This window comes from Maritimibacter alexandrii, assembly GCF_005871115.1.
GTDB classification, from domain to species: Bacteria; Pseudomonadota; Alphaproteobacteria; order Rhodobacterales; family Rhodobacteraceae; genus Maritimibacter; species Maritimibacter alkaliphilus.
The window spans coordinates 704,296-718,476 of the sequence record NZ_SWKQ01000009.1 but is presented as its reverse complement, the minus strand read 5'-3'; the positions used below and the strand labels follow the sequence as shown (position 1 = coordinate 718,476).

Here is a 14,181-nt window from a genome sequence, read left to right as displayed (position 1 = left end):
ACGGCGCAATGAAAAAGCCCCGGCGCTCTGGCCGGGGCTCTTCCTGTCGTCATCCCGGCGCTTACGCGGGATCCTTGATCGTGCGCAGGTAGGGCAACTTGATATCCACGTCGCCATACTTGGCCTTGGCGTCGTCATCCGACACCGACAGGGCCACGATCACGTCCTGACCCGGGGTCCAGTTGGCCGGGGTCGCCAACGGCGCACCGTCCGTCTTCATCACGGCGTCAAGCGCCCGCAGAACCTCGGCGAAGTTGCGGCCCACCGACATCGGATAGGTCATGGTCAGGCGCAGCTTCTTGTCAGGCCCGACGATGAAGACCGAGCGCACGGTGGCGCTGTCGGCGGGCGTGCGGCCATCCGGCAGATAGGCGTCGGCGGGCAGCATGTCGAAAGCCTTGGCCATCGTCAGATCCTCGTCCGCCACGATCGGGAAACCTGCCTCGGCCCCGGCGAAGCTTTCGATGTCGCCCTTCCATTTCTTGTGGTCCTCGACACCGTCGACCGAGATACCCAGAACTTTCACGCCGCGCTTTTCCCACTCATCGGCAAGCTGGGCGACCGCGCCGAACTCGGTGGTGCAGACGGGCGTGAAATCCTTGGGGTGCGAGAACAGGATGGCATAGCTGCCATCGACCCATTCATGCAGGTTGATGTCGCCCTGATCGGTGGGCACGGTGATGTCGGGGATGGTATCGTTGATGCGAAGTCCCATGGAACTCTCCTTTTCCAATCGTCTCTTGTCTCAAACGTAATCTGATCGTGTTTCGCTTGAAGGGGGTTGTGGCAGAATGTCCGACTTGAATCGAGCGGTTTCATGGGTGGCTGTTCCGGCCCCATGACGTAGCGGCAGAGCGGCCCCGGCTTGTGCCCCCTGCGCCCCGGTGACAGAGTGCGCGCAAAGCGCAATATGGGAGGTTTCCATGCTTGAGAAACGCGAATTCTATATCAACGGCGAATGGGTCGCTCCGGCCGAAGCACGCGACCATGAAGTGATCGACCCCTCTACGGAAGAGGCCTGTGCGGTCATTTCGCTCGCGAGCGCGGCAGATGTCGACAAGGCGGTCGCCGCCGCCAAGGCGGCCTTCCCCGACTGGATGATGACGCCGGTGGAAGAGCGCATCGCGCTCGTCGAGAAGTTCCTCGAAATCTACAAGGCGCGGGCCGAAGACGTCGCGCAGGCCATCACGATGGAAATGGGCGCGCCGCTCGATCTGGCGCGCAGTTCCCAGTGGGGCGCGGGCTATGCCCATACCAAGGCGTTCGTGAAGGCGGCCAAGTCCTTCGATTGGATCAAGCCGCTTGGCGATCACGCGCCAAATACGATGATCGTGCATGAAGCCGTCGGGGTCTGCGCCCTCATCACGCCGTGGAACTGGCCGATGAACCAGATCAGCCTCAAGGTGATCGCAGCGGCCATCGCGGGCTGCACGATGGTTCTGAAACCGTCCGAAGAAAGCCCGCTGGACGCGATGATCTTTGCCGAATGCATGCATGACGCCGGGTTCCCAAAGGGCGTCTTCAACCTCGTGAACGGCGACGGCGCTGTCACCGGCGACGCGCTTACGGGCCACCCGGACGTGGATATGGTCAGCTTCACCGGGTCGACGCGCGCAGGCATCGCGATCTCGCAGAATGCCGCCAAGTCGCTCAAAAAGGTGCATCTGGAACTCGGCGGCAAAGGCGCGAACATCGTTTTCGCCGACGCGGACGAGAAGGCGGTGAAGCGCGGTGTCATGCACATGATGAACAACACCGGGCAAAGCTGTAACGCGCCCTCGCGGATGCTGGTCCAGCGCGAAATCTACGATCAGGCGGTCGAAACGGCGGCAGCTGCGGCGGACAAGGTCGCGGTGGGCGACGCGCATGAGGAAGGCCGTCATATCGGCCCAGTCGTGAACGAAGCCCAGTGGAACAAGATTCAGGGTCTGATCCAGACCGGGATCGACGAAGGCGCCCGGCTCGTCGCTGGCGGCTTGGGTCGCCCCGACGGCATGAACCGCGGGTTCTTCGTCAAGCCGACGGTGTTTGCCGACGTGACCAACGACATGACCATCGCGCGTGAGGAAATCTTCGGCCCGGTCCTGACCATGATCCCGTTCGACACCGAAGAGGAGGCCGTGAACATCGCGAACGATACGGTCTACGGCCTGACCAACTACGTCCAGACGCAGGACGGGGCCAAGGCGAACCGCGTCGCGCTCAAACTTCGGTCCGGCATGGTCGAAATGAACGGGCAGCCGCGCGGGGCCGGTGCGCCGTTCGGCGGCATGAAGCAGTCGGGCAACGGTCGCGAAGGCGGCGTCTGGGGCATCGAGGATTTCACCGAGGTCAAGGCGATCGGCGGCTGGGCCGTCGACGCCGCCGAGTGACGCCGGTGTGAAGGAAGGGCAGGGTCCAGCCATTCGGTTGGGCCCCGCCGATCAAAATTGCGGCGTTTCGCGTCCATGCGTGTCTTTGCGACGAGGCGAATGGCCAGGATCAGGCCCGGGCGTTGCCCCCTGAAAAGACCGCTCCTATATCTTTAGTACAATTTACGAACAGTCATCCAACGCAGCCAGGGAGCCGCGCGTTGAGTTACTCGATCAGAATTCACCCGGATCGCCGCATTGCGGTGTTCCACTTCAGCGGTGTTCTGAACCCGCAGGTCGGCAAGCAGGCGTTCCTCGACTACATCAGGATGCCGGACTTCGATCCCCATTTCGCCATGCTGACGGATGCCCGGCAGCTGAACGGCGTCGAGGCCTCGTTCCCGGAAATCGTCAGCGGTGTGATGAAGGTTATGCGGAACCTGCGCCAGTTCGACCAGCCGGTGCGCAGTGTGATCCTCGTCAACTCGGAAAAGCCGTTCGTCGTGGCGAGACTGCTCGATCAGGTGCTCGAACGCGCCAGCAAGATCCGCATCCATATCGCCCGTGAGGAGCATGAGGCGCTCGCGCTCGTCGGCTGCGCGGACACCGATTTCGCCCGCCTGGCGAACGCCGCCTGATCCTCGTCAGTCCAACCCCAGTTCGTCCAGCATGTGACGCCCGCGGGCATCCTCGACCTCGATCACCCACAGGTCCGGGTCGAACGACCGCTGCTTGCCGATCGACTCGTCCACGGCGCGTTCGTCGCCTTCGGCCAGAACCATCCATTTGCGCTCGCCCGTCATCAGGTTGACGCTGCGTTGAAACGCCTGCGCCTGACCGTCCATCGTGGCGAGCTTGACCAGCACCGCCCCGGCGGTCGCATCGCCCTTAGCGACGACATAGGTGGAGATTCCTTCGGCCTGAAGCCGGGCGAGGTATGCCGAAACCCAGATGCCGGTCGCAAGGCGGCTCATGCGTTCCCGTCTTTGAAGTCCAGACCCATTTCCGAATAGCGTTCGGATTCTTCCAGCCAGTTCGGGCGCACTTTTACCTGAAGGAACAGGTGAATCTTGCGGCCGAGGAATTCCTCAAGTTCCGCGCGTGCCGCCTGACTGACCGCCTTGATGGTCTCGCCCTTCTTGCCGAGAACGATGCCTTTGTGCCCGTCACGGGCGACGTAGACGATCTGATCGACGCGGGCCGAGCCATCCGGACGCTCTTCCCAATGCTCGGTTTCGACGGTGAGCTGATAGGGCAGTTCCTGATGCAGGCGCAGCGTCAGCTTCTCGCGCGTCATCTCGGCGGCGATCATCCGCATGGGCAGATCTGCGATCTGGTCCTCGGGGTAGAGCCATGGGCTTTCGGGCATCATGCCGGCGAGCCAGGTCTTGAGGTCCGCGACGCCATATCCCTTTTCAGCCGAGATCATGAAGGTTTCGACGAAGGGAAACCGCTCGTTCATGTCCTGCGTCAGGCCGAGAAGAACATCGGACGACACCTTGTCGATCTTGTTGATCGCCAGCGCGACGGGGCGTTTGCGCGCCACCTCTGGCAGATGGTCGAGGATTGTCTCGACGCCCTTGGTGACACCGCGATGCGCCTCGATCAGCAGGACGATGACATCTGCGTCGGCGGCCCCGCCCCAAGCGGCGGCGACCATCGCACGGTCCAGCCGCCTGCGCGGTTTGAACAGGCCAGGCGTGTCGACGAGCACGATCTGGCTATCCCCCTCCAGCGCGACACCGCGAATGCGCGCGCGCGTGGTCTGGACCTTGTGGGTCACGATGGACACCTTCGCCCCGACGAGGTGGTTCGTCAGGGTCGATTTGCCCGCGTTGGGCTCGCCGATAAGGGCGACAAATCCGGCACGTGTGGTCATGGCAGGGGCCATAGCCCCTTTCTTTGCCTCGCGCTAGGGGGCGTGAGCGGCAAGGCGCGCGGGCGTGCGCCGGGCCGCGTTCGCATGGCGCGGGAACACGGGCCTGCAAATTGCAGCCAAATCGGTATGGTGGGGATTAGGAATCAGGAGGAGCTCATGCCCGACGCCACCTGCACCTGTGGACGGGTGCGGATCGAGATCACCGGCAAGCCGATCATCGTCGCGGAATGCGGCTGCACCTCATGCCAGACTGCGGGGCAGGCCTTTGGCGGCGTGCTGACCGAGCATTACACCACGCCTTACGTCATGGTGCGCAAGGATCGCGTGCGTCTTGCGTCTGGCGACGGCGCGCTCGAAGCCCGACGGCTGACGCCCGAAAGCGCGACGCGCCGGGTCGTCGCGACCTGTTGCGGCGCGCCGATGTATCTGGAATTCGAGAAAGGCCATTGGCTTAGTGTCTATGCCGCGCGGCTGTCCGCGCAGGACCGCGGCGCACTCGATTGCCGAACCATGACGAAAGACCTGCCGGAGGGTATCGTTCTGCCGAACGATGTGCCGAACCCCAAGCGGCATACGCCGGGGTTCATGCTGAAACTCATGGGGGCGTGGGTCGCGATGGGGTTCCGCACACCCAAGATCGACTGGGCGAGGGAGGCCACGGGATGAGCGATGACAAGATCGAAGTCCGCAATATCAATTCACCGGATCACATCACGCGGGTGGATCGGACAAAGTACGAGGACATGAAGCAGGCCTTGCTGAAGGTGCTGCCATCCGAGGCGCCCGGTATGAAAGTCGCCGAGGCACAGGATGCGCTGAAACCGCATCTGGACCAGACCCTGTTCCCCGGCGGCGCGAAATCCGGTTGGTGGCTGAAATGCGTGCAACTCGACCTTGAGTTCAAGGGCGAGATCAAGCGCGCGGAGAAACCGCCTGTGCGGCTTTACAAGGTCTAACGCAATTTGGGCGGGCCGGGGTCATTCTGCCGGTCCAGAACACCTTCAAGCCCCCATCGCAGCCCTTGGCCGATCCGATCCGCCAGCGCCGAAAACCGCTCGGCCTTTTCGGGTGTCAGCACGTCGCGGGCCGCGGCATGGAACGTCTCGAGCCACATCGGAAAGTGCTCCGGCCGTACCTCGCCATTCGTGACATGCGCTTGCATCGGGCTGCCGCGAAAGCTGTGGTCGATCTGGAACGCCGCGCGCCAGAACCCGGCGATCTTCGCCTCATGCGCCCGCCAGACCGGCCCGTCCTCCGGTGCAATCGCCCGCGCGAAAATCGGACCGAGGACGTCATGCCGGCGCACGCGGGCGTAAAACGCAGCCATGAGGAGGTCGATGTCCTCGGCGGTCATGTCTTGTGCGGTTTCTGTCGTCATGTCGACGTTATGAACCCGTTTCGCACGAGCGTCATGGGGCGCGATGTCACACGGCCTGTGCGCGGCGTCCGGTCCTGAGCAGGGTGTATAGCCCCGTGGCCACGATCAGCGCACCGCCCAGAAGGGTGATGGCGTCGGGGCGTTCGCCGAAAGCCAGATAGGCGATCACCAGCGCGACCAGAAGGCGGGAATAGCGGAAGGGCGCGACGACGCCGATCTCGCCCGACCGCATCGCGGTGGTCAGCGCGTTATAGGCCACGGTCCCGAACAGGGCGGCCACGACGATGGCCCCCCACGCGGCGGCGCTCGCCCCCTGAGGCAGGCGCGGATCGAAGGCCCATATGACGAGGCCCGCGACGGTCACGACGATGAATCCGAGCGTGCCCAATTGACGGCCCGAAACATGGGGCGGGCTGGCACGGGTGGCGAGGTCGCGGCCCGCGAAGCCCAGCATCCCGATCACCGGAAAGATGACCAGAGGATCGAACATCTCGGGTGTCGGGCGCAGAATCAGGATGACGCCCGCGAACCCGATCAGCATCGCAATCCACCGACGCGGCCCCACCTTTTCGGCGAACAGGAGTGCCGCGCCGAGCGTCACGACAAGCGGTGTGGCCTGAAGGATCACGGAGGTCAGGGAGAGAGACACGAAGGCGATGGACAGCGTGTAGAACAGCCGCCCGATCAGTTCGATGCCCGACCGGATAAGGAGCCCGCGTGACAGGAAACTCTTCGGAAAGACCGCCTCGCCCGCGCGCAGTGACAGGAGCGCGCAGATCGTCATGGCGATGAGGCCGAAGAGGGTAAACGCCATGCCGCGCGGCACGTCCTGAAAGGCGAACTTCAGAAAGGCGTCCTCGCCCGCGAAGGCACACATGGACAAGACCATGAACAGCGCACCACGTGCATTCGGGCTCATGCCTGCGCCACCATGTGAAAGGTCGAGGTCAAGATCATGCTCTCCGCTGTTCCTGCCTTCCACCTAGCGAAAGCCCGAGACCGATACCAGACCTGCCGGCTTCGAGCACGCCAACAGGTTTTCGACACGACGAAATGCGTGAACCGGCCTGCGGTTATGCGCCGAGCCGTTCCAGAAGCGCCCGCGCGGCATCCTGTTCGGCCGCCCGTTTGGAATTCGCCTTTGCGCGGGCGGCTTCACCGTTTTCGAGTTGCGCTTCGATCGTGAATTCCGGCGCGTGGTCGGGCCCATCGCGGGCGATCTCGACATAGGTCGGGGGCTGCATCTTGCGCGCCTGCGCCCATTCCTGAAGCGCGGTCTTGGCGTCGCGCGCGTCCTCTTCGACCGCGCCGATGCGGTCGCCCCACAACCGCACGATCATCTCGCGCGCGGCTTCGAAACCCGCATCGAGGTAGACCGCAGCGATCACCGCTTCCATCGCGTCGCCCAGCAGGGCCTGTTTGCGGCGGCCCCCCGACATCTGCTCGGACCGCCCGAGTTTCAGGACGGCCCCCAGATCGACCTGTCGCGCGACGTCGGCGCAGGCTTCCTTGCGCACCAGCGCGTTGAACCTTGGGGCAAGCTGGCCCTCGCTCGCCTCCTTGTCGGCGGCGAGCATGGCTTCGGCCATGACGAGGCCGAGCACCCGGTCGCCCAGGAACTCCAGACGTTGATTGTCGGGCCTCGTATCCGACGAGATCGAGCCGTGTGTGAGCGCCCGGATCAGAAGTTCGGGGCGCTTGAAGTCGTGCCCGATCCGGTTGGCAAAGCCCTTCAGATCCGCCGACAGTTTCATTCGATCTTCTTGAAGAACCGGTCGCCGCGCCATGTCCAGAAATAAAGCAGGCGCTTGCCCGAGGCCGAGAAGATCACGCGGTCCACGCGGCCCAGCAGGTATTCTTCCGACACGAAGCCCACACCGTTGGCGCGCTGGCTCACCCGGCTGTCGGTCGAGTTGTCGCGGTTGTCGCCCATGAAGAAATAGTGGCCTTCGGGCACCGTGAACACGTTGGTCGAATCGAGCCGTCCGTCGCCCACGTTCAGGATCGAGTGGGATACGCCGTTGGGCAGCGTCTCGATGTATTTCTCTTTGATGCATTCGCCGCCCTGACCGACCGGGCCGTTGGAACACAGCGGGAAGGTGCCGAAGCGGCCCTGCGAACGATAGGTCTCGACGAAGGTGCCGTCCGGGACTTGCGTCGCCTCTTCGCCGTTGATCGAAAGCACACCGTCCTGCACCTGGATCTTGTCGCCCGGTTTGCCGATCAGACGTTTCACGTAATCGGTGTTGAGCGTGGGGTGGCGGAACACCACGACATCGCCCCGTTCGGGTTCGGACCCGAGGATGCGGCCCGAGATCGGACACATGGCGAAGGGGCAGGAGTATTGGGAATAGCCGTAGGCCATCTTGTTGACGAACAGGAAATCGCCGATCAGCAGCGTGTCCTTCATCGAGCCGGTCGGAATCCAGAACGGCTGGAAGAACACCGAACGGAAGATGCCCGCGATCAGAAGCGCCCAGAAAACCGTTTTGACGGTTTCCATGATCCCGTCTTTTTTCTCTTTCGCCATCTGCCCCTGCCTCCGCTTGGTTCTGTCGCTACATGGGCGGGTGCGCCGAGCCTGTCAAGCAATCGGCCGGGCTTCGATCAGGACAAAGGCCTGCGCCCATGGGTGGTCGTCGGTCAGGGTGACGTGGACGATCGCTTCGTGCCCCTCGGGCGTCATGTCGCGCAGGCGTTCGGCGGCCCAGCCTGTCAGATGCATGACGGGCTGTCCGGTGCGCAGGTTCGAGACCGCCATGTCTTTCCAGCTGATGCCCATGCGCAGGCCGGTGCCGAGTGCCTTGGAACAAGCCTCCTTCGCGGCCCAGCGTTTCGCGTAAGTCCCGGCCTCGTCCTTGCGGCGCGCCGCCTTGAACTGCTCGGTTTCGGTGAACACCCGGTCGCGGAAGCGGTCGCCGTGGCGTTCGAGCACGCCGGCGATCCGGTCGATATTCGCAAGATCGGTGCCGATACCCAGAATCATGGTCAGGCGGACTGCGGGGCAAGGCGCAGGCCAAGCCGGTTGAAGGCGAACTGGATGACGACAAGGGCCACGGCGCCAAGCGCCACGCGCGGTGCGCCCCCCAATTCCGCGAACAATTGGCCGCCCGTCGCGACGTTTCCAAGGCTGAACAACAGCAGGCTCACGCCGAACGAAAACGCGGTCATGCGCAGGCTACCTTCCATTGCGGTGCGGCCTGCGGGGCGTGCTCCGTTCGCCTTGGCGAAGGCGTTCCCTTCGACGACGGCCGCGATCAGGGGGGGCAAGGCGATGGCGAACCCGGTCGCGCTGGGCATTCCGAGCAGGACGGGCAGAAAAAAGATGGCGACGGTGAACACCGTGAACAGGCCGGTGTAGCGCCCGATGTTGATGGTCATGTCGCCGTGCCCTTCCCGCTCGCGTCTGCGCGGCAGACCCTATTGCGCGGGCGTCGTCAAGGCAATGCGGGAGGGGCGGGGAAGGTCAGCAAGCTGGCCGGGGGTCAACCCGGACAGGTCCGGGTGGTCATGCGGGTCGGCCGGCTGTGCGGTTCTGAGCGGCAGGGTGCGCAGGATGCGGGGAAGAATGCGGGTCATGCTGTGTCCTTTCGTTTGAAAGGAGTTTGCCTGTATCCGACGCATAAAAATATGGAGTTTCGCTGATTCATGTTTTAGAAAAACTGAATGAAGGAACTGGATCGCGTCCACCTCTCGGGTCTGCGGGCCGTCGAAGCCGTATTGCGCTTGGGCACACTCGTGCAGGCCGCCGAAGAGCTTGGGGTTTCTGTCGGGGCGGTGAGTCAGCGGGTGGCCAAGGCCGAAGACGCGCTGGGCGTAACCCTGTTCCTGCGCGGGCGCTCCGGCATGGTGCCGACGGCGCAGGGCAGGGCCATGGCAGGCTTGCTGACCACCGGCTTCGGCCAGCTTGCCGCCGCCGTGGGCGAGGCGACGCGCGATCATGGGACGACGCTCGTCGTGTCGGTCGCGCCGATCTTCGCGGCCCGTTGGCTGATCTGGCGTCTGCCGCGCTTCTCCGCGCGGCATCCTGAAATCCGGGTCCGCATCGACAGCGTCGAGGGGCTGGTCGATCCGAATACCTCTGATGTTGACCTGTGTCTCAGGGTCGGCACGGGGCCTTATCCCGACCTCAGGGCCGAACGCCTGTTCTCGCATCGCGCCATGCCGGTCTGTGCGCCGGAGATGGCAGAGCAGCTCAAGACGCCCGCAGATCTCGCGCATGTTCCGATCATTCGCGACACGAACTCGACCCTGCCATGGTCGGTCTGGCTGGAACCCGAAGGGCTGGACGAAAGCATTCTCGGACCGGGGCCGGAGTTTTCGGACGGAAGCCTGTGCTTCGACGCCGCGATGGGTGGGGCAGGGGTCTTTCTGGCGTGGGAGACACTGGATCTGAAGGCCATGGCCGACGGTCGGGTGGTCGCGCCGTTCCCACGGCTTCAGGAAACGGGCCGATTCTACTGGCTCGTATCGGCGCGTGACCGCAGCCCGGGCGCCGCCCATCGGTATTTCGTGCGCTGGATGAAGGAAGAGCTGGCAGAGGACGGGATCGAGCTTGCGTAGGCCGGGCGTCCGAAACCGTCGTTCACCTTCGGGCCGTCAGTCGCCCAGCTCCAGCAGGGGGGAAATCGCCCCGGTCGCCTGATTGAGCGAAAACTTCAGCATCGCCCCGACCGGCTCGACCGCGTCCGTCAAGGCGAACACCCGGACCGGGACCGTGAACATGAGGCCGACCGAAGGGTCGTAAGCCGCTTCGAGACGGTCGAAATCGATCCCCGCGAAACCGCTCGTTTCGGGAAAGGTCAGGACGCGACATTGCCGTTCTCCAAGTTCGCCGTAGGGCGGCGAAAGGACCAACAAGAAGAAACCGCCGAAGGCCGGTTCGCCCACGTCCAGCTTGGCAATGCGCACGGCCCCGTTCGAAAAGGTCCGGCTGTTGTCCTCCCACGGCTCGGCCAAGTTCCAGGCCGAGGCCTGCCAATCGCACGCGATGACATCCTGTGCTGCGGCGGGCGTGGCGAGGACCGCCAAAGCGGCGAGCGCGCGGATCATGCCCGTGCCTCGTCCATCAACCGCCGCATTTCGGCGATGCTGGTTTCCAGGCCGAGGAAGATCGCCTCGCCGATCAGGAAATGCCCGATGTTGAGTTCCCGCACTTCGGGGAAAGCCGCGACCGGACCCACGGTTTCATAGGTCAAGCCGTGGCCCGCGTGCACCTCGAGCCCGAGGGAATGCGCAAAGGCCGCCATGTCGCGCAGGCGTTCGAGTTCGGCGTCGCGTTCGCTGAATTTGCCCTCGTAGTGGAAATCGCAATAGGCGCCCGTGTGCAGCTCGACCACAGCGGCGCCGATCCGGTTCGCGGCCTCGATCTGGGCGCGGTCCGCGGCGATGAAGATCGATACGCGGCAGCCCGCGTCGGCCAGCGGCGCGATGAAATGGGCAAGGCGGTTTTCGTCCTTCGCCACCTCCAGCCCGCCTTCAGTGGTCCGCTCCTCGCGCTTTTCCGGCACGATGCAGACCGCGTGCGGCTTGTGGCGCAGCGCGATGGCCTGCATTTCGTCCGTCGCGGCCATCTCGAAGTTGAGCGGCACGGTCAGTTCCGCGGCAAGCCGCTCGATGTCGCCGTCCCCGATGTGGCGACGATCCTCACGCAGATGCGCGGTGATGCCGTCGGCGCCCGCCGCTTCGGCCAGCTTCGCAGCCCGCACCGGATCGGGATAGGCCGAACCGCGCGCGTTGCGCACCGTGGCCACGTGGTCGATGTTCACACCGAGGCGAAGTTTACCGCTCATGTCTCGCCTTCCTTCGCATGGGTCCGCTCGGCCATGCGTTTTTCATACCGTTTGCGCAACTGCTTCACGCGCCGCTTTTGATACGCCGTGATGATGGGGCGGGACAAGCCGAAGGCGATCATCGCCGCTCCGAGCCCCGGAAGGATGCCGCCGACCAGATAGGGCAGAAACACCCGGTCCAGAAACAGGGCGAGACCGGCCCATTCCGCGGTCTCGTGGGTGAAGATCGCGGTGATGTTGTGCCAGATGTCATGGCTCGCGCGGGCGAAGGCGTCGACGATGTATGTCAGGTTCGTGTCCCGTGGCGGCAGTCCGAGGAACCGGTTGCCGAGCCTCAGGCTGATACTCGCGATGAAGGGAAAGGTGATCGGATTGCCGACGAAAGTGGCCAGAACCGCAGCCAGAAGGTTCCCGCGCACCACCCATGCGATCAGCGCCGCCGTCACGAAGTGCAGACCGAAGAGCGGCGAAAAGCTGACGAAGACGCCCGCCGCGATCCCGCGCGCGATCCGGTCGGCGGGGTCCGGCAGGCGGCGCAGGCGGTAGATGACGTAGCGGGTGGCGCGATACCAACCGCCACGGGGATAGAAGAACTCGGTGAACGCGCGCATGTAGGAGCGCGGCTTGCGCTTGAACATGGCTCGGCCCCCTTTCCCTATGGCGCGCGGCTCAGGTCCCGATGCCTTCGGATTTCCGCCACGTCCGTTTCTGCCTCGAGCACCAGCATAACAGCATGAAGGTGTTCGATGTCCCTCAGATCCACGTCGATCAGAAGCCGATAGTAGTCCGGTTTCCGGTCGACGAAGGTCATGTTTGAGATATTGGCCTTCTGCTCGCCGATCAATGTGCAGATTCGTCCCAAAACGCCCGGACCGTTCGCGATCACGACATTGAGTGTGACCGTATGGATCGCCGGGTGCTGGCCGGAATGCCAATGGACGTCCACCCAACGCGAACTGTCGCCGTCGAGCGCCTCAAGCGCGCGGCAGTCGATGGAGTGAACCATCATGCTCTTGCCGCGATAGGTGATGCCGACGATCCGTTCGCCCGGCACCGGCTGACAGCATTGCGCGATCTGAAAGCTCTGATCCGGTTCCAGACCGATGACGGCGCGGGCCGCGTCGATCTCGCTCCCCGTGTCGACCGCGTTCGGATACAGGATCGCGACCACGTCGCGCGCGGCAAGGTCGGCAGAGCCGAGGCGGGCCAACAGGTCTTCCGGCCCGCCGAGGCTGAGTTGCTTCGCCGCCGTCGCCAGCGCCTTGTCCGTGGCCTTGCGCCCGACATGGTCGAAGGCGACGCGGGCCAGTTCGCGCCCGAGCCGGATGAACCTTTCGCGGTCCTCTTCACGCAACCGCCGGCGGATGGCGGACTTGGCACGCCCCGTCACGACGATGTCGAGCCACGTGGCTTGTGGAGACTGCCCTTCGGCGGTGATGATTTCGACCGACTGGCCGTTCTTGATCCGGGTCCAGAGCGGCACGCGGATGTTGTCGACGCGGGCACCGACGCAGCTATCCCCGATCCGGGTGTGGATCGCATAGGCGAAGTCCAGAGGTGTCGCCCCGCGCGGCAGTTTCACGACCTCGCCCTTGGGCGTGAAGCAGAACACCTGATCCTGATACATCTCGAGTTTGACGTTCTCGAGAAATTCGTCGTGATCCTCGGCGTTCTCGAACCGCTCGGTCAGCGAGGCGATCCACTTGGCGGGGTCGACGGCGAACGGGTTCTCGGCGCGCACACCGTCCTTGTAGGACCAGTGCGCCGCGACGCCCGCTTCAGCCACGTCGTGCATCTGCCGGGTGCGGATCTGGATTTCGACCCGTTTCCCGTCACGCCCCGACACAGTGGTATGGATCGAGCGGTATCCGTTGGATTTCGGCTGGCTGATGTAATCCTTGAACCGCCCCGGCACGGCACGCCAGCGTTGGTGTATCGCGCCCAGCACGGCGTAGCAATCCGCCTCGCTGTCGGTGATGACGCGGAAGCCGTAGGTGTCGGACAGGCGCGAGAAGGACTGATCCTTTTCCTGCATCTTGCGCCAGATCGAATAGGGCTTCTTGGCGCGCCCAAACACCTCGGCCTCGATCCCGACACGGTCGAGTTCCTTGCGGATGTCCTTGGTGATCTTGTTGATGACGTCGCCCGATTCCTTTTGCAGGTGGACGAAACGCCGGATGATCGACGCGCGGGCATCCGGGTTCAGGACGTGAAAGGCGAGGTCTTCCAACTCCTCGCGCATCCACTGCATACCCATCCGGCCCGCGAGCGGCGCGAAGATATCCATCGTCTCGCGCGACTTCTGCACCTGCTTTTCGATCCGCATGGCGCGGATGGTGCGCATGTTGTGCAGTCGGTCGGCCAGTTTGACGAGAATCACCCGCAGATCCTTGGACATCGCCATGAAAAGCTTGCGGAAGTTCTCGGCCTGCTTTGTCTCGGTCGAGGACAGCTGGAGATTGGTCAGCTTGGTGACGCCATCGACGAGTTCGGCCACGTCGGGCCCGAACCGCTCCGAAACCTCGGAATAGGTCGATCCGGTGTCTTCGATGGTGTCGTGAAGCAGCGCGGTGATGATGGTCGCATCGTCGAGCTGCTGCTCGGCGAGGATATGCGCGACGGCGATCGGATGCGTGAAATAAGGCTCGCCCGAATGGCGGTACTGCCCCTCATGCATGCGCCGCCCGTAATCGAAGGCGGCGCGAATGAGGTCCGAATTGCTTTTCGGGTTGTAGGCGCGGACCTGCGCGACAAGCTCTTCAGGATTCAGCTCGGTCATGC

Annotated in this window: 19 protein-coding genes; 5 read left to right on the top strand and 14 right to left on the bottom strand. The window is 63.9% G+C overall.

The window, feature by feature from the left end; all coding sequences use genetic code 11:
* Positions 1-61 precede the first annotated feature (61 nt).
* Positions 62-715, bottom strand: a complete 654-nt coding sequence (locus FCT00_RS04415) for a peroxiredoxin (RefSeq protein ID WP_138421997.1) — start codon at positions 713-715, stop codon at positions 62-64.
* A gap of 208 nt (positions 716-923) precedes the next feature.
* On the opposite strand from FCT00_RS04415, the gene FCT00_RS04410 reads away from it, so the two are divergent.
* Both FCT00_RS04410 and FCT00_RS04405 read left to right on the top strand, forming a co-directional pair.
* Positions 924-2,372, top strand: coding sequence for an aldehyde dehydrogenase family protein (locus FCT00_RS04410; RefSeq protein ID WP_138421996.1), 1,449 nt, complete (start codon positions 924-926; stop codon positions 2,370-2,372).
* A 200-nt stretch (positions 2,373-2,572) separates the two neighbouring features.
* Positions 2,573-2,989, top strand: coding sequence for a hypothetical protein (locus tag FCT00_RS04405; protein WP_138421995.1), 417 nt, complete (start codon positions 2,573-2,575; stop codon positions 2,987-2,989).
* Positions 2,990-2,995: 6 nt separating this feature from the next.
* Here FCT00_RS04405 and FCT00_RS04400 read toward each other — a convergent pair whose 3' ends face one another.
* Both FCT00_RS04400 and era read right to left on the bottom strand, forming a co-directional pair.
* Positions 2,996-3,325: a DUF1491 family protein gene (locus tag FCT00_RS04400; protein WP_138421994.1), complete on the bottom strand. Its 330-nt coding sequence runs from the start codon at positions 3,323-3,325 to the stop codon at positions 2,996-2,998.
* Positions 3,322-4,230 (bottom strand): GTPase Era, encoded by a 909-nt coding sequence (gene era, locus FCT00_RS04395; protein ID WP_138421993.1) that lies wholly within the window; start codon positions 4,228-4,230, stop codon positions 3,322-3,324. The genes FCT00_RS04400 and era overlap by 4 nt, the downstream gene beginning before the upstream one ends.
* A gap of 156 nt (positions 4,231-4,386) precedes the next feature.
* Between era and FCT00_RS04390 the strand changes: the two genes are divergently transcribed.
* Positions 4,387-4,896, top strand: coding sequence for a GFA family protein (locus tag FCT00_RS04390; RefSeq protein WP_138421992.1), 510 nt, complete (start codon positions 4,387-4,389; stop codon positions 4,894-4,896).
* Positions 4,893-5,186, top strand: a complete 294-nt coding sequence (locus FCT00_RS04385; protein ID WP_138421991.1) for a DUF6958 family protein — start codon at positions 4,893-4,895, stop codon at positions 5,184-5,186. Before FCT00_RS04390 ends, FCT00_RS04385 begins: the two co-directional genes overlap by 4 nt.
* Here the strand turns inward: FCT00_RS04385 and FCT00_RS04380 are convergent.
* The 7 genes from FCT00_RS04380 to FCT00_RS21395 form a co-directional block, all read right to left on the bottom strand.
* A complete protein-coding gene (locus FCT00_RS04380) occupies positions 5,183-5,608 on the bottom strand; it encodes a group III truncated hemoglobin (protein WP_138421990.1) in 426 nt (141 codons plus the stop codon). The two genes, FCT00_RS04385 and FCT00_RS04380, sit on opposite strands and share 4 nt — an antisense overlap.
* Positions 5,609-5,654: 46 nt before the next feature.
* The gene (locus FCT00_RS04375) at positions 5,655-6,527 is read right to left on the bottom strand and encodes a DMT family transporter (protein ID WP_138421989.1); all 873 of its coding nucleotides are present in this window, start codon (positions 6,525-6,527) and stop codon (positions 5,655-5,657) included.
* A gap of 154 nt (positions 6,528-6,681) precedes the next feature.
* A complete protein-coding gene (rnc, locus tag FCT00_RS04370; protein ID WP_138421988.1) occupies positions 6,682-7,362 on the bottom strand; it encodes a ribonuclease III in 681 nt (226 codons plus the stop codon).
* Positions 7,359-8,138, bottom strand: a complete 780-nt coding sequence (lepB, locus tag FCT00_RS04365; RefSeq protein ID WP_138421987.1) for a signal peptidase I — start codon at positions 8,136-8,138, stop codon at positions 7,359-7,361. Before lepB ends, rnc begins: the two co-directional genes overlap by 4 nt.
* 54 nt (positions 8,139-8,192) lie before the next feature.
* Entirely contained in the window at positions 8,193-8,594 is a 402-nt protein-coding gene (gene acpS, locus FCT00_RS04360; protein ID WP_008333499.1) for a holo-ACP synthase, read from the bottom strand.
* Positions 8,595-8,596: 2 nt separating this feature from the next.
* On the bottom strand, positions 8,597-8,989 hold the full coding sequence (locus FCT00_RS04355) for an ABZJ_00895 family protein (protein WP_138421986.1): 393 nt from the start codon (positions 8,987-8,989) through the stop codon (positions 8,597-8,599).
* A gap of 39 nt (positions 8,990-9,028) precedes the next feature.
* Entirely contained in the window at positions 9,029-9,187 is a 159-nt protein-coding gene (locus FCT00_RS21395; RefSeq protein ID WP_171042880.1) for a hypothetical protein, read from the bottom strand.
* A gap of 87 nt (positions 9,188-9,274) precedes the next feature.
* Here FCT00_RS21395 and FCT00_RS04350 point away from each other — a divergent pair, with 87 nt between their 5' ends.
* A complete protein-coding gene (locus FCT00_RS04350; protein ID WP_138421985.1) occupies positions 9,275-10,171 on the top strand; it encodes a LysR substrate-binding domain-containing protein in 897 nt (298 codons plus the stop codon).
* Positions 10,172-10,207: 36 nt separating this feature from the next.
* Here the strand turns inward: FCT00_RS04350 and FCT00_RS04345 are convergent, their stop codons facing one another.
* Genes FCT00_RS04345 through FCT00_RS04330 form a run of 4 tightly spaced genes read right to left on the bottom strand, consistent with a single transcriptional unit; the run spans position 10,208 to position 14,179 of the window.
* Positions 10,208-10,660, bottom strand: a complete 453-nt coding sequence (locus FCT00_RS04345; protein WP_138421984.1) for a hypothetical protein — start codon at positions 10,658-10,660, stop codon at positions 10,208-10,210.
* Positions 10,657-11,400: a pyridoxine 5'-phosphate synthase gene (locus tag FCT00_RS04340; RefSeq protein WP_138421983.1), complete on the bottom strand. Its 744-nt coding sequence runs from the start codon at positions 11,398-11,400 to the stop codon at positions 10,657-10,659. The genes FCT00_RS04345 and FCT00_RS04340 overlap by 4 nt, the downstream gene beginning before the upstream one ends.
* Positions 11,397-12,038 carry a DUF2062 domain-containing protein gene (locus FCT00_RS04335; protein WP_138421982.1) on the bottom strand — a complete coding sequence of 214 codons (642 nt, stop codon included), beginning with the start codon at positions 12,036-12,038 and terminating at the stop codon, positions 11,397-11,399. The genes FCT00_RS04340 and FCT00_RS04335 overlap by 4 nt, the downstream gene beginning before the upstream one ends.
* A 17-nt stretch (positions 12,039-12,055) precedes the next feature.
* On the bottom strand, positions 12,056-14,179 hold the full coding sequence (locus FCT00_RS04330; RefSeq protein ID WP_138421981.1) for a RelA/SpoT family protein: 2,124 nt from the start codon (positions 14,177-14,179) through the stop codon (positions 12,056-12,058).
* Between the last annotated feature and the right edge of the window lie 2 nt (positions 14,180-14,181).